The organism is Kordia antarctica (assembly GCF_009901525.1).
Lineage (GTDB): Bacteria > Bacteroidota > Bacteroidia > Flavobacteriales > Flavobacteriaceae > Kordia > Kordia antarctica.
In genome coordinates this window covers 475,152-489,562 of sequence record NZ_CP019288.1, presented here as the reverse complement: position 1 = coordinate 489,562, position 14,411 = coordinate 475,152, and the positions used below count along the sequence as shown (strand labels likewise).

Genomic DNA, 14,411 nt, shown 5'->3' with positions numbered 1-14,411 from the left:
AAAGCTTGATGTGTTAATCTATATTTTACAAGTAAATTAGCGCATCAAACTTATACTTTTTGACTGCAAAACTGCTAAAATATCTTCAAGAACCGTATCCATATTTATATAGAAACACACACCGATTGTTGCTAGTTTTAGGAATTATTGGTGTGTTAAGTTTATTATTTTCATATGCTTTTGAACCGTTTGAAGTCAACGTTTCCGAGCATAAACTAGATTATTTCTGGATTTCGTGTATACATGCTTTTTTGCCATTTCCAATTGCTTTTCTGTATTTTACATTGCTAAATTTGAGCATGAAAGACGATTCTCGTTGGACATTGGGCAAAGAAATGATGCATTTGTGTTTTCTGTTAATTGCTATCGGAATTGGAAGTTTTCTCATTAGAGATCTCATTTATACAAATCCCGATAATTGGTCGTTTCATTATTTCTTTGAAGAAATTCGAAATTCACTTTTAGTTGGCGCTTTATTGTTGACTATTGTACTTCCGTTGAATTTGGAACGATTGATTCATAAAAACACCAAAAGTCTTCAAAAATTGAAGCTTCAAACAGCAACGGAAAGTTTCAAGCAGCAAATTATTACTATTTCATCTAACAATGAAAAATATCAGTTTGATGTACACCAATTTCTATTCGCAAAAGTAGAAAGTAATTATACAGAAATCTATACGTATAAAGCCGATGAAGTCAATAAAACACTGTTTCGAATCACATTGAAAGAACTCGAAACACATTTACAAGCGTTTCCACATATTTATAAAACGCATCGCTCCTACTTAGTTAATTTACATAAAATAACTGCTTGTGTTGGAAATGCACAAGGTTATCAATTGTCATTGAAAAATTATGCAGAAACGGTTCCTGTTTCGCGCTCGAATATTAAAGCTTTTAATGCGTATTTTTCTAAAATCTAAAACGTCATTACGAGAACAATTTAGAAAATAAGCACTTCTCGATACAAAATTCTTTCAGAATTTTACTCGAAGTGACGTTTAGAAAAAATTTACAAACTGAGCTTGTCAATTGTCACATCGAACTGAAAACCGAAAACCGTCAACTGAAAACTGAAAACTAACGAAGCTTGCAGAAGCGCGTTACACTGAGCGGAGTCGAAGTGTGCATTTCGTCACTTTCCCTTGCAAACAGTCACATTCAAAGAAATAGTATCAAAATCATTCGTAGGTTTGTTTCATCAAAAAACGAACAAGTTTATGGCGATAAGTGTACGCAGATACGATTTGGATTGGTTACGTGTCATTGCAATTTTGGCAGTCTATTTTCATCACATTGGAATGCCGTTTAATGGCGATGATTTTCACATTATGAATCGTGAATCGAGCAAATTATTGGATGACATTATGGTTTTCTTTGAGCAATTTCGATTGCCATTATTATTCTTAATTTCTGGAACAGGAACCATTTTTGCGTTTTCAAAACGAACTTGGATTCAATTCGTAAAAGAACGTGCTATTCGTTTATTGATTCCGTTGTTTTTTGGTGTGTTATTTATTGTTCCGCCACAAACGTATTTTGAACATATAAACGAATATAATTCATACTTTGATGTGTATAGAAATGCTGATTTTGAACTAAATCACTTATGGTTTATTGAAAATTTATTTTGGATGTCGCTCGTTGTAATTCCGTTGATATTGTTTCTAAAATCATCAAAATCAGATCGTTTGTTACACTTTTTTGAGCGAATTACGGCAAAACGTTTTGGACTTTTCCTATTCGTAATTCCACTAATCTTAATTTTAGTCACTTCAAAAAACTATTATCCAAGCGATAGCAAAGACATTTTAAATTTGTCTTCAACTTTCTATTATGGTTTCTTTTTTGTGTTTGGTATGTTGTTCGCTTCCGCAGAATTGACTTGGAAATATTTGAAGCAATTTCGGAAGCTAAACTTCATATTATTTCTAGCGAGTTCCATCGTTTTCTATGCGTACTATTTGATGCCACATGAATGGATTTCACCGTATTTTACAATCAATCAACGTTGGAATATTTGGTTTATCGTTTGTTGTTTAGTTGGTTGGACGTTTATAATTACGTTATTGGGTTTTGCACAAATTTGGTTCAACAAGAAAAGTAAAATACTTCAAAAACTGAACGAAGCAATTTATCCGTTTTACATTTTGCATCAAACCGTATTGATTGTTTTTGGGTATTTCATTATTCAGCTAGAGCTGAACATTTTTATAAAAATCATACTATTACTAGTCACTTCTTTTCCTATTATTGTATTGATTTACAGATATTTAATTTATCCATTTAGAATTACGCGTGTATTATTTGGTATGAAAATTAAGAAGATAAAAACTAGATAAAGTTCAGCGACTTTAAATAAATTAAGAAAAAAACAGAAGAAAAGCGAACCGAAGTTCGCTTAACATAAAGATTATTTTAGCAACATACATTCGTTGAATAGTTATAACAACAACGTTCTATTGGATTCCATTCTAAAGAACCTGGACAACCTCCTGGAGGAACTTTACCTCCATTAATTTCAGCTTGAGCTGACTTATCCAATTGTTGAGCGCCTTTTAGGTTTAAAACATTTTTTTTCATGATATAAGGTTTTGATTAAGAAGAAAAGTATAAAAACAAATTAGCAACTACTTACGGTAACACCGTATTTAACATTAAAACAGTATATAGTAATCACGATTATTTTTTATTCTTGTTATTTGTGGAATGAAGAAGATACTATAATATTGATTCCTAAAAAAACAGAAAAGTCCAACAAATTTGCTGAACTTTTGTGTTTTGAATATTAATTTAGAAAGTTTAAAATTTCTTATGCTACGGTTGGTTCTAATGCCGGTTTTAACCCTTTAACTATCAGCCATATTGGAAATAATAGTTGAACCAACGCCATTGGAATCATCATATCCATACTTATACCATGTCCAAAAATAGAAGCTACCATATGAACGCACATTAGCAATGCAGCAACTATTCCGAAAATAGAAATAGCTCTTGGAATTAATCGCGCAACATACAATGTATAATACAATACAAAAACTGGGAAACAAGACATTAATAGTGAAAAATAGTGTGTCCAAGCATGTCTTTCATACAACAACGTTCCCATAAGATTAAATGAACTAGAAGCCTCATTTCCACTATCTATATATGCAGTACTCAAATCTAAGAGCGATAACACGCTAATATTATCAACAAAGATGGCTGCAAATTCTAGGATGCTGAATGCTAAATAAATATATGCCAAATTGTAACTATATTTCTTAAAAATAGGTAATAATAGTACAGCGATTATAATAGATAATGCGCCACTTATAATTCCAAGTAAGGTAGAAGTTATAATTTGATTTCCGTTAGCAGCAGTAGCTGTCAGAAAATCTTCTGCAAAAAGTGGACTTTGCAAAAATTGATACATTGTCACGCCAATGGCGAAAATGAGCAAGAATAATATACCTACAATTCTTGCTGTTTTTTTGGTTGAATTCATTTGATAATTTTTTGGTTGATTGTTTGTAAGACGATCTATAATTCAGAATGTTACAAGGAATAGGTGTTTTTGTTTTATGCTACTTATTTTTCAATTTTGAGATTTTTTCTTTAGTGGCAAATTATTGTCTGTTTTTAAATTTGAATGCCATGCAATGAAAAAGACACTCGTTTCGGAGTGCCTTTTTAGTAAATTTGAATTAAAATAATGATTAATTATATAAAAAGATGGTTAGTTTTTAGCATAAAATTCAAAAGAGAAAGAAGCACTAATACTTCCCCATGATAAGTAAATTGTATCTGGTGAATCTTGGAACATACGAAATTCAAATACTTGTCCTGGAGTTACAGGAATGTATTGTGTAGCCAAGTTAAAACCGTATTTAGAGTTAAATTGATTGTACGTTGGATATGATTGATTTGCAAGGACAAATGGTGTGCCATCTTGATAAATTGCTATGGTAGACATACTATCAGCCGTTCCTGCTTCATAAATAATTCCCGTATTAATTTTGATATGCGTAACGCCAGCAGGAATCGTAATTTGTGTATTATTTGTGCCTCCTAAACTATTCATATAATTTTCAGCAACACCTAACCAACGCAACGTAACTAAGGTAAAACTAGGAATTTCATTGTTTACATTCGGATTTGGACTTCCATCGTTTTTTCCTCTTGCAGCTCCTAAATACTTAAATGTATCTTTGCTATCGCCACTTTTTCTAGCGTACAGTGCATACGGAACACTTACTAATTGACTCGTTCCTGTAATTGTGTATGAAGTTCCTCCTAGCGGATCTGTTTCTGTTTTAATAAAATAGGTCGCAATTCCCCAATCAATCGTATTAAATGTTCCAGAAACTACGGTTCCTGTTCCTATTTCTAAACTTACCAATCCGTTATCGTTCGTAGTTGGCATATGCGTCTCCACATACATAGCAGGTCCAGATGCAGAACCTTGTAAAATGCTAATTTGCATTCCAACATTTTGGTTGGTAATTAGTGTGTTAGTTACGCCACGCAATACAGCTTGGTAACTCAATTTTTCTGGAGTTTGCGCATATAAACTTAGCGTAAGTATAAAAGCGAATACTAAAGTAATGTTCTTTTTCATGATGCTTATTTTTTGATAATTTTGAATGTTTTAATAATTTTTTTGTTTCTTAATATTGAAATAAAATAGATGGCAGTTGGTAATTTTTGCATTGGAATGATCGTAGTAGCTGTGGTAAGTTTTTTTGAAGCGATTACTCTTCCAGAAACATCAACCATTTGAAAACTTAATCCTGAAACATCTGTGTTTTTCAGACGAAGATTGATAAAGTCTGTTGTTGGATTTGGATAAGCGGCAACTTCCAATTGAATTCCTGTTTGTTCTATTCCTAACGTTGTAGAAATTTCAAAACTTTGCTGTACACCTTGCGAAAGTGATCCGTTAGATCCTGTATTTAGAGTATACGTTACTTGTCCAACAGAAAAAGTAGAATTCCCTGTAGAACCTGTGGCGGTTCCTCCTGCCGTATTAACAGATTCTTGCGCAAAAAGAAATCCTGTTCCCATAAGGAAACAAAAAGTCATGTGTTTTACTTGTTTATATTTCATATAATCATAGATTTAATACTTGTTTATTTAATTTAGATTTTGTTAAAAATTAGAATTGAGTTTTATGTGTTCTTTTCAACTATATAATACTGATGTAAAAGTAGTTTGTGAGTGGTACGTATCCTTATTTTTACATACGCACTAGCTACGTTATAGCTACGTAATAGGTACGCAGTAGGATATTATGTCACAAAATTTTAATGATTTTCACTTTAAAGAACTTACTTTAGCTACATGATGTTGAAACACCTATACGTATTCTTTTCTATTTGGCTTATATTCTCTATAAACACAGTAGTAGCACAATCTAATGCTGGAGATGTTGCTATAATTATTGATTCAATAAATTCATTGGAAAACGAACCTTTAAAGCGAGTTACGTTTGTTTCAAAAATTGATCATTTGTATATAGAAAATTATTCTCCACAATTATATACATACGTAAAAAGAGAATTTGATGATTCTGATAAAATAACGGATCTAGATTTGAAATATGATCTATTTCATTTAATGGAAGCCGTATATTATGCTTTTAGCGATTATGAAAAAGCAGCACCAATTGCGTACGATTTATTAAAAATCGCACAACAAACGAAAAGTCCCAAACATCTCTATTTTGCGTATTCTTCTATTGCCGCAGATGAATCTGGATTAGGAAATAATTATAAACAAATTGGATGTAATAGACAAAATGGTTGCTAATTTAATGTAATCTTTTTCATGTGGACAAAACGGTTGCTGTTTTTTAGGGCTATTTTTTTTATTTTCAACAGTAGTTAATATCTTCACATTATCCAACAAAACAGAAACGGGCTCTGCTGGAGAGCAACCCGATAGGGATACATTGGATGCCCGACAAAAAAGTCGATTTAAGAAGCCTTTCTAGGCTTCCTTTTTTATATCTTTTTAGAGGGCATTATGCCTTTAAAAACTCATTTATAAACTTGATTTTTCTTTGTTTTGTCAAGCCATTATGGTTTCTTAATTTGTTCTTCAAATCTGAAAAATGTCCATCAATCATATTCGTTGTGTTAGGTATATTCAACTCGTAATTATCATACCAAGTAAATAACCATTTCATGTTTGTATTTAGGCTCCTATAAGCACTTCTCAATCTTTTATGAGTATAATGACTTTTCCCAGTCTCTGGGTTTGTTGTACGCTCATTTAAGAAGAGTTCCCATTTCAAAAACCATAACGTTAAACCACCTTCAAAAGATTCTCTATCTGTCTGCTTTAATAGGCTCACAAGTTCCTTAAGCTCAATAGAGGCAGACATTTTTGGATTTTTGGTTATGTACCTTCGTATAGTTGCAACCTGATGAAACTGGCAAAGCTGTACAGGTAAATCCTTGAATACACGTATAAGTCCTTTTCTTCCATCACAGACAATTGCAACTATGGTATATCCTTTTGATTTGAGGTGATTGACGCCTTGTAAATAGAGTGCGTTTGTTTCCGAACGTACATAATACCAAAGTAGATTTTCCTTAGTATGGGCATCCTTAAATAACATCAATCCAAAACTTCTACCCCAATAGGTTGTGTCCATTAAAACGATAACTTTTTTGGGTATTTTCTCAGGTATAGAAACAATGTGCAAGTCTATTTTACGCTGGATGGTTCTCTTAGAGCATCCATACTTTTGAGCAAGCTGAAAATAAGTCTGTTTGCCTTTGCTGTATTCATCCCAGATTATAGCTGGAATTATAAATTTACCGCCTTTAAAAAACCTGCCACAGGCTAGACATTTATATCGTTGTTTTCCGTTTCTGACTCCATACTTTTTGGTTATGGAGCTGTTACAATAAGTGCATTTTTTTTATTCAAAACCTTTGATTTGCTCCAAAGCTAGTTAATATAAGCTCTAACAGGGTTTTTAGCAACCATTTTGTCTATTACGCCACAAATTGAATTCTTATTATTAGCTCATAAATATTCAATTTATCACAAGTCAGTCGAAGCGAAATCTAACATTGAGTTGAGTTCAGCATTTATGGCTGTGAATGATTATAAAAAAGCTAAAAAATATATTTTAAATGGAATAAAGCTTGCACTTGAAAGTCAAGACCTTCAACATGTGATATATGCGTATGCTGTTATGTCTGATTATTATTATGAAGTAGATGAATATGACAACGCGTTAAAGTACATTGAAAAAGTAGATTCTGTAGGGAAAGTAGAAGAACGATTAGTAGATTCCCGTGATATTATTGAAACGAGCCTCAACGCAGGATTAATTTACACCAAAAAAAAAGAATTTAAAAAAGCAGAAGACTACTTACAAAAAGCACTTGTACTCACACAAAAAGCAAACGATTTAGACACGCAAGCTCAAATATTTGAAGCCTTATCTGAACTAGAAGAAACGAAAGGAAATCATGCCAAAGGACTTGAATACTATAAACAGTATGCAGACATGAATGACTCTGTTTTTAACGAAGAAGCTAGTAGACAGTTAAATACGTTAAAAATATCTTACGAAATTGATAAAAAAGATTTAGAAATTACAACAGCAAAGAAAAATGAAGAATATTCAAAATTACTGACTTGGACTATTTTACTAACTGCGTTGATATTGATACTTGCCTTGGTGTTCCTACTATTCTACTCTAAAGCAAAATTGAAATCATCCAAAATTGCAACAGAATTAACAGCTAAAGAAAATAAAATTAGTCAAATAGAAATTGAAAATCTAGAACATGAAGTTCAATTAAAAAATAAAGAATTGGCAGATTTATTTTTGCATCAATATGAAAAAGCGCAATTACTTACGGAAGTTATTGATAACATTGATCGATCAAATGATGAATTAAAAGAAAATCTTCAAGAACAACTCAACAAAAGTGAAGATTGGACAAATTTTAAACTCCACTTTGATAAAGTTCACGAAGGATTCTTTCAAAAATTAAACGAATTAGCTCCAAATTTAACTACAAAAGACATTCGCTATTGCGCGTACATCCGAATGAATCTTACTTCCAAAGAAATTGCCATCATGTTAGGAATCTCACACCGAACTGTACAAGGAATTCGTGGCCGTGTACGTAAAAAGCTTGGTCTAAAATCTAGCGATGACTTGGTTTTATATTTGATGAATTTATAGAATAAGTAGTTGAAAAATTGAGAATTTAGAATCGCTTCGGCTTTTTAAATTCTTTCTGTAAAAAATCAAACACAGTACTATTGAATAATTTTGAGTTCGATGCAGGAAACCAATGCGTTTCACCGGGAAATATCGCAAGGTTTGCATTGGGAATTGCTTGAAAAATTTTTACGGTATGCATGTCTTTTATAAGATCATGATCTCCTGCCATAATCAATGTTGGCGAAGTAATACTTTTAAGATCATCAAATTTTAACTGTGGATAATCAACCATTAGTTTAAACAGCTTATAATTGATGGTGTTTGTATTTTTTTCATCCATTTCAAGCTTCTTTACAGTTTCTTTATGCAATTGTAATCGCTCAGCTAATAAGCCATCTGGATAAATATTTGCGCCCATTGCCACTAATTTATTGACTTTTTCAGGATATTTCATTGCCATAATTAATCCTATAATTCCGCCATCACTCCAACCAATAATAGAAACCGAATCCAAATGCAATTCATCTAAAAAATCGTTTACATCTTTTGCTTGGTTTACGTACGTTAGTTCTTCATCGTTATCCGTAGATCTTCCTCTGCCTCTACTATCGAGCGCAATTACTTTATAATGCTTGGAAAAGAAGTCAATTTGACTTGTAAAAGCACTTATAGATTGTCCTGATCCATGTAGCAATAACAATGGTTTTCCTTCTCCGTAAATTTCATAATACAATTTCACTCCATTTACAGCCACAAAATCGCCGTTTTCTTCACTTTTTCCATAAATGTTTTTTCCTTCAATTACCAAACAGTAGTTGCCACTATGAGGGTTTTCATTAGTAATTAGCGTTGTGAAATTTTTATTTGATTTAATGTGTTCATTTCCCCAAATCGGTTCTTTATTTTCAAAATTCTCTTCAAAATCAGGGTTTTTAAGTTGTAATTGTTCCCAAGTTCCATCTTCATTTTGAATTTCTAACTTAAAATCATCAAAGAAAATTTTCCCACTATCCATGCACATTAAACCAAACCCGATTTTTTTTGCAGTTACATCTATCGTATCTTCAATTGTAAATTTGCTCCATTTTTGCTTTATGAGTTGCTTATTACCAGAGGTTTTGTATTGCAAAGAATTTTGACTCTCTGAATCATCTATTATACTAACAAATAAGTGTGTTGATTCCTTTTCTTCGGGAACTTCCTTTCGCACACTCACAGATAATTTGAATTTTTTATTTTGATGCGTTGAAATATCAATATTCTGTGCGAGATACGTATACTGATCAAAAGATGTTTCTCCAGAATGTACTTGAAATGAAACTAAAAATAATAGAATAGTAATTTTGATAAAAATCTTTTGCATTATATATTTTTTTTAATTTGATCGATGAATTTCTGCAGCAATTTGTTTACAAAGCAAAAGACTGCTACGTCTCTCTCGCTTCTCGCAGTGACGTGTAAAGAAAAAAATCGAGCAAGCCAACAGCGTCAGCGATACTAAAAGCAGAGCGAGTTTAACATTCCAAGATCAAAATTTCAGTTTAAAAGTTTATCTAATATGTGAAAAAATCGATGTAATAGACAAAATGGTTGCTAATTTAATGTAATCTTTTTCATGTGGACAAAACGGTTGCTGTTTTTTAGGGCTATTTTTTTTATTTTCAACAGTAGTTAATATCTTCACATTATCCAACAAAACAGAAACGGGCTCTGCTGGAGAGCAACCCGATAGGGATACATTGGATGCCCGACAAAAAAGTCGATTTAAGAAGCCTTTCTAGGCTTCCTTTTTTATATCTTTTTAGAGGGCATTATGCCTTTAAAAACTCATTTATAAACTTGATTTTTCTTTGTTTTGTCAAGCCATTATGGTTTCTTAATTTGTTCTTCAAATCTGAAAAATGTCCATCAATCATATTCGTTGTGTTAGGTATATTCAACTCGTAATTATCATACCAAGTAAATAACCATTTCATGTTTGTATTTAGGCTCCTATAAGCACTTCTCAATCTTTTATGAGTATAATGACTTTTCCCAGTCTCTGGGTTTGTTGTACGCTCATTTAAGAAGAGTTCCCATTTCAAAAACCATAACGTTAAACCACCTTCAAAAGATTCTCTATCTGTCTGCTTTAATAGGCTCACAAGTTCCTTAAGCTCAATAGAGGCAGACATTTTTGGATTTTTGGTTATGTACCTTCGTATAGTTGCAACCTGATGAAACTGGCAAAGCTGTACAGGTAAATCCTTGAATACACGTATAAGTCCTTTTCTTCCATCACAGACAATTGCAACTATGGTATATCCTTTTGATTTGAGGTGATTGACGCCTTGTAAATAGAGTGCGTTTGTTTCCGAACGTACATAATACCAAAGTAGATTTTCCTTAGTATGGGCATCCTTAAATAACATCAATCCAAAACTTCTACCCCAATAGGTTGTGTCCATTAAAACGATAACTTTTTTGGGTATTTTCTCAGGTATAGAAACAATGTGCAAGTCTATTTTACGCTGGATGGTTCTCTTAGAGCATCCATACTTTTGAGCAAGCTGAAAATAAGTCTGTTTGCCTTTGCTGTATTCATCCCAGATTATAGCTGGAATTATAAATTTACCGCCTTTAAAAAACCTGCCACAGGCTAGACATTTATATCGTTGTTTTCCGTTTCTGACTCCATACTTTTTGGTTATGGAGCTGTTACAATAAGTGCATTTTTTTTATTCAAAACCTTTGATTTGCTCCAAAGCTAGTTAATATAAGCTCTAACAGGGTTTTTAGCAACCATTTTGTCTATTACGCCAAAAAATCACATACCAAAATACCAAGAGCGAAGCGATACCAAAGGCAAAGCCGTTTCCAAAAGCAAAGCGCGTCTAGTACTCCAACAAGTCTAAAAGAGCCGCTTCAAACTCATTCTTCGCTAAATACTGTTGCTCTAATCCTTGTTCAAACGGAATTGGCGTTTCCATGCTTGCCAGACGTTTTACAGGCGCGTCAAGGTATTCAAAGCAATTTTCCATAATCATAGCTGAAATATCACTCGAAATACTTCCAAACAAAGAATCTTCCTGTAAAATGATCGCCTTTCCTGTTTTCTTGACTGAAGTATAAATAGCTTCAGTATCTAATGGTTGTAACGAACGTAAATCAATCAAATCCGCAGAGATTTCAGGATTCTTGTCTAACGTTTCTAAAGCCCAATGTACAGCGGCTCCATACGTTATAATCGTTATATCGTTTCCTTCTTTCAACAAAGAAGCTTTTCCTAAAGGTAATGTGTAATAATCCGTTGGAACATCTTGACGAATACTTCTATATAACGCTTTGTGTTCGAAGAATAACACAGGATTTGGATCGTTTATAGCTGTTGCCAACAATCCTTTTGCATCATACGGAAATGCTGGATACACCACTTTTAATCCTGGCGTTTTAGTAAACCAAGCTTCGTTCGTTTGCGAATGAAATGGTCCTGCGCCAACGCCTGCGCCACAAGGCATTCGTATCACAACAGCTGCATTCTCATTCCAGCGATACTGTGATTTTGCTAATAAATTTACAATTGGGTTGAATCCGCTCGAAACGAAATCAGCAAATTGCATTTCCACAACAGATTTTATTCCGTTTATAGAAAGTCCATATGCAGCAGCAACAATTGCTGATTCACAAATTGGCGTATTGCGCACGCGTTCCTTTCCAAACTGATCTACAAATGTATCCGTAATCTTAAAAACGCCTCCATATTCGGCAATATCTTGTCCCATGATAATCAAATCATCATGCTTTTCCATAGACTGTTTTAATCCTTCAGAAATGGCATCTATAAAACGAATATTTTCTGTTTCTGAAGTTGATGTAACTTCTTGATATATTGACTCTTTATAAACATCACTTAATTCTTTTGTTTTAGTAGAAATTATCTTCTCTTCATCAAAAGCAAGTTGTAAATTTTCGTTGATTTCATTCGTAATTTCATTTCTAAAAACTTCATCAATTTGCGTTGTGAGTAAACCTTCAAACATTAAAAAATTACGATACATATCTATCGGATCTTTCGCTGCCCAAGCATCCATCAATTCATCAGGAACGTACTTTGTGCCACTTGCTTCTTCATGTCCGCGCATGCGAAATGTTTTAAATTCCAATAAAATTGGTCTTGGATTCTCGCGAATACTATCGGCAAGTTCAGAAACTTTCGAATAGACTTCTAAAATATTATTTCCATCAATAATATGAGATTCCATTCCGTAACCTTTGCCTCTATCAGCAAGGTTTTCACAATTATATTGCTCCGAAGTTGGTGTGGAAAGTCCGTAACCGTTATTTTCAATACAGAATAATACAGGCAAACTCCACACAGAAGCAACATTTAAAGCTTCATGAAAATCGCCTTCACTTGTTCCGCCTTCGCCTGTAAATACAGCACAAGCGTGTTTATTTTCTTTTAATTTATTTGCCAACGCAATTCCACTTGCAACGCCTAATTGCGGACCTAAATGTGAAATCATTCCCACAATATTAAATTCTTGTGTTCCGAAGTGAAAACTACGATCGCGCCCTTTTGTAAATCCATTAGCTTTTCCTTGCCATTGCGAAAACAACCGATACAACGGAATTTCTCGCGTCGTAAAAACACCTAAATTACGGTGCATTGGTAAAATATATTCGTCTTTTGTAAGCGCAGAAGTTACGCCAATAGCAATGGCTTCTTGCCCAATTCCGCCGAACCATTTTGAGATTTTTCCTTGACGAAGCAGAATTAACATCTTCTCCTCTATCATTCTCGGTTTCAGCATTTTCTTATATAATGAGATCAACGTTTCGTTGGTCAAATTTCCTTTTTTGTATAACATCGATTGTTCTATGGTTGGCAATTATTTCAGTGCATTAAATATATATTCAAAATTGATTAAAAAAAATGATTCATCAAAATACATTTTACTAATTTTTTAAATTGTTAATAACTCTCCTTTTTCAACCGTAAATTTTTAGCTACATTTGTAGAAGCAAGCATTTAACTGCTATAAAGTTATTAACAATTGGTTTTATGATAATCAAACAGAATTAGCTATAAACCACACGTTTCTTAAAAATTTAAACTTGAATTAAATGAAAAATATCCCAAGTGTAGATCTTACTGATTTCTTATCTGATGATCCTAAAAGAAAGCAAAAGTTTATTGATGAAATAGGAAAAGCCTATGAAGATATTGGTTTTGTTGCCTTAAAAGGACATTTTTTAAGCGATACTTTAGTAGATAATTTATACGATGAGATCAAAAAATTCTTTTCGTTACCACTAGAAACAAAAAGCAGCTATGAAATAGAAGGAATCGGCGGACAACGCGGATATGTTTCTTTTGGAAAAGAAAGCGCGAAAGGTAGAAAAGTAGGCGATTTAAAAGAATTCTGGCATTTTGGTCAATATGTAGAAGATAATGATGAATTAAAAAAAGAATATCCTGATAATGTAAAAGTCAAGGAATTGCCAAAATTCAATGCTGTCGGTAAAGAAACCTATCAAATGCTAGAGAAAACTGGCGTTTATGTGTTAAGAGCATTGTCTTTATACTTAGGATTGGATGAATTTTATTTTGACAATTTCATCAAAAACGGAAACAGTATTTTACGTCCAATTCACTATCCACCAATCACAAGCGAACCTAAAGATGCTGTACGTGCGGCAGCGCATGGAGATATCAATTTGATAACCTTATTAATGGGATCACAAGGAAAAGGCTTGCAAGTGCAACGTCATGATGGCGAATGGCTAGACGCAATTGCGGAACCTGATGAAATAGTAATTAATGTGGGCGATATGTTATCGCGTCACAGTAATAATAAGTTGAAATCTACGATACACAGAGTTGTGAATCCACCAAGAGAACTTTGGGGAAACTCACGCTATTCAATTCCTTTCTTTATGCATCCAATTAGCGAAATGCCTTTAGATTGCCTTGAAAACTGTGTTGATAAAGACAATCCGAAGAAATTTGATGATATTACTGCTGGCGAATTTTTAAATCAGCGACTTATTGAACTTGGATTGGTAAAGAAATAATTCCTATCGAAAGAAAAAAATATAAACAATCATACAAACACTAATCGCAATAGCTTTTGGTGTTTTTTTTGTTTGAATTCGATAATTTGTCTTGTTAGTACTTTTTCCCTTTTTCCGCAGTATAGTAGCTTTTTTTCGTTTGAAATTTCTAAGATTTGAAAAACATTGATAAATCTAC

General features: G+C 33.0%; 11 protein-coding genes and 2 pseudogenes. 5 read left to right on the top strand and 8 right to left on the bottom strand.

Annotation, left to right across the window (positions count from 1 at the left end):
- The first annotated feature begins 59 nt into the window (after positions 1-59).
- Positions 60-923 (top strand): LytR/AlgR family response regulator transcription factor, encoded by an 864-nt coding sequence (locus IMCC3317_RS02155; RefSeq protein WP_160127863.1) that lies wholly within the window; start codon positions 60-62, stop codon positions 921-923.
- A 297-nt stretch (positions 924-1,220) separates the two neighbouring features.
- Positions 1,221-2,342, top strand: a complete 1,122-nt coding sequence (locus IMCC3317_RS02150) for an acyltransferase family protein (protein ID WP_160127862.1) — start codon at positions 1,221-1,223, stop codon at positions 2,340-2,342.
- A gap of 76 nt (positions 2,343-2,418) precedes the next feature.
- Here IMCC3317_RS02150 and IMCC3317_RS02145 read toward each other — a convergent pair whose 3' ends face one another.
- From IMCC3317_RS02145 to IMCC3317_RS02130, 4 genes are all read right to left on the bottom strand, one after another.
- Positions 2,419-2,583, bottom strand: coding sequence for a hypothetical protein (locus IMCC3317_RS02145; protein ID WP_160127861.1), 165 nt, complete (start codon positions 2,581-2,583; stop codon positions 2,419-2,421).
- A 229-nt stretch (positions 2,584-2,812) separates the two neighbouring features.
- The gene (locus IMCC3317_RS02140) at positions 2,813-3,487 is read right to left on the bottom strand and encodes a DUF4386 domain-containing protein (protein ID WP_160127860.1); all 675 of its coding nucleotides are present in this window, start codon (positions 3,485-3,487) and stop codon (positions 2,813-2,815) included.
- Positions 3,488-3,718: 231 nt separating this feature from the next.
- Positions 3,719-4,600, bottom strand: a complete 882-nt coding sequence (locus IMCC3317_RS02135) for a hypothetical protein (RefSeq protein ID WP_160127859.1) — start codon at positions 4,598-4,600, stop codon at positions 3,719-3,721.
- A 5-nt stretch (positions 4,601-4,605) separates the two neighbouring features.
- The gene (locus IMCC3317_RS02130; RefSeq protein WP_160127858.1) at positions 4,606-5,088 is read right to left on the bottom strand and encodes a T9SS type A sorting domain-containing protein; all 483 of its coding nucleotides are present in this window, start codon (positions 5,086-5,088) and stop codon (positions 4,606-4,608) included.
- A 234-nt stretch (positions 5,089-5,322) separates the two neighbouring features.
- On the opposite strand from IMCC3317_RS02130, the gene IMCC3317_RS02125 reads away from it, so the two are divergent.
- Complete coding sequence (locus tag IMCC3317_RS02125) at positions 5,323-5,790, top strand: hypothetical protein (protein ID WP_160127857.1); 468 nt, start codon at positions 5,323-5,325, stop codon at positions 5,788-5,790.
- A 214-nt stretch (positions 5,791-6,004) separates the two neighbouring features.
- Here IMCC3317_RS02125 and IMCC3317_RS02120 read toward each other — a convergent pair.
- Positions 6,005-6,895: pseudogene (locus tag IMCC3317_RS02120) on the bottom strand (IS256 family transposase, variant Zn-binding type); the annotation flags it as partial.
- 174 nt (positions 6,896-7,069) lie between these two features.
- On the opposite strand from IMCC3317_RS02120, the gene IMCC3317_RS02115 reads away from it, so the two are divergent.
- Positions 7,070-8,194 carry a tetratricopeptide repeat protein gene (locus tag IMCC3317_RS02115; RefSeq protein WP_160127856.1) on the top strand — a complete coding sequence of 375 codons (1,125 nt, stop codon included), beginning with the start codon at positions 7,070-7,072 and terminating at the stop codon, positions 8,192-8,194.
- 25 nt (positions 8,195-8,219) lie between these two features.
- On the opposite strand, the gene IMCC3317_RS02110 is transcribed toward IMCC3317_RS02115, so the two are convergent.
- From IMCC3317_RS02110 to IMCC3317_RS02100, 3 genes and pseudogenes are all read right to left on the bottom strand, one after another.
- On the bottom strand, positions 8,220-9,539 hold the full coding sequence (locus tag IMCC3317_RS02110) for an alpha/beta fold hydrolase (protein ID WP_160127855.1): 1,320 nt from the start codon (positions 9,537-9,539) through the stop codon (positions 8,220-8,222).
- Between the two features lie 448 nt (positions 9,540-9,987).
- Positions 9,988-10,878, bottom strand: a pseudogene (locus IMCC3317_RS02105) (IS256 family transposase, variant Zn-binding type); the annotation flags it as partial.
- Between the two features lie 171 nt (positions 10,879-11,049).
- On the bottom strand, positions 11,050-13,026 hold the full coding sequence (locus IMCC3317_RS02100) for an alpha-ketoacid dehydrogenase subunit alpha/beta (protein WP_160131849.1): 1,977 nt from the start codon (positions 13,024-13,026) through the stop codon (positions 11,050-11,052).
- Positions 13,027-13,282: 256 nt separating this feature from the next.
- Between IMCC3317_RS02100 and IMCC3317_RS02095 the strand changes: the two genes are divergently transcribed.
- A complete protein-coding gene (locus tag IMCC3317_RS02095) occupies positions 13,283-14,233 on the top strand; it encodes an isopenicillin N synthase family dioxygenase (RefSeq protein ID WP_160127854.1) in 951 nt (316 codons plus the stop codon).
- Positions 14,234-14,411 lie beyond the last annotated feature (178 nt).

Coding starts and splice junctions, on each gene's coding strand:
- IMCC3317_RS02150 (WP_160127862.1), top strand. CDS start 1,221: ATGGCGATAAGTGTACGCAGATACGATTTGGATTGGTTACGTGTCATT.
- IMCC3317_RS02145 (WP_160127861.1), bottom strand. CDS start 2,583: ATGAAAAAAAATGTTTTAAACCTAAAAGGCGCTCAACAATTGGATAAG.
- IMCC3317_RS02140 (WP_160127860.1), bottom strand. CDS start 3,487: ATGAATTCAACCAAAAAAACAGCAAGAATTGTAGGTATATTATTCTTG.
- IMCC3317_RS02135 (WP_160127859.1), bottom strand. CDS start 4,600: ATGAAAAAGAACATTACTTTAGTATTCGCTTTTATACTTACGCTAAGT.
- IMCC3317_RS02130 (WP_160127858.1), bottom strand. CDS start 5,088: ATGAAATATAAACAAGTAAAACACATGACTTTTTGTTTCCTTATGGGA.
- IMCC3317_RS02125 (WP_160127857.1), top strand. CDS start 5,323: ATGATGTTGAAACACCTATACGTATTCTTTTCTATTTGGCTTATATTC.
- IMCC3317_RS02110 (WP_160127855.1), bottom strand. CDS start 9,539: ATGCAAAAGATTTTTATCAAAATTACTATTCTATTATTTTTAGTTTCA.
- IMCC3317_RS02100 (WP_160131849.1), bottom strand. CDS start 13,026: ATGTTATACAAAAAAGGAAATTTGACCAACGAAACGTTGATCTCATTA.
- IMCC3317_RS02095 (WP_160127854.1), top strand. CDS start 13,283: ATGAAAAATATCCCAAGTGTAGATCTTACTGATTTCTTATCTGATGAT.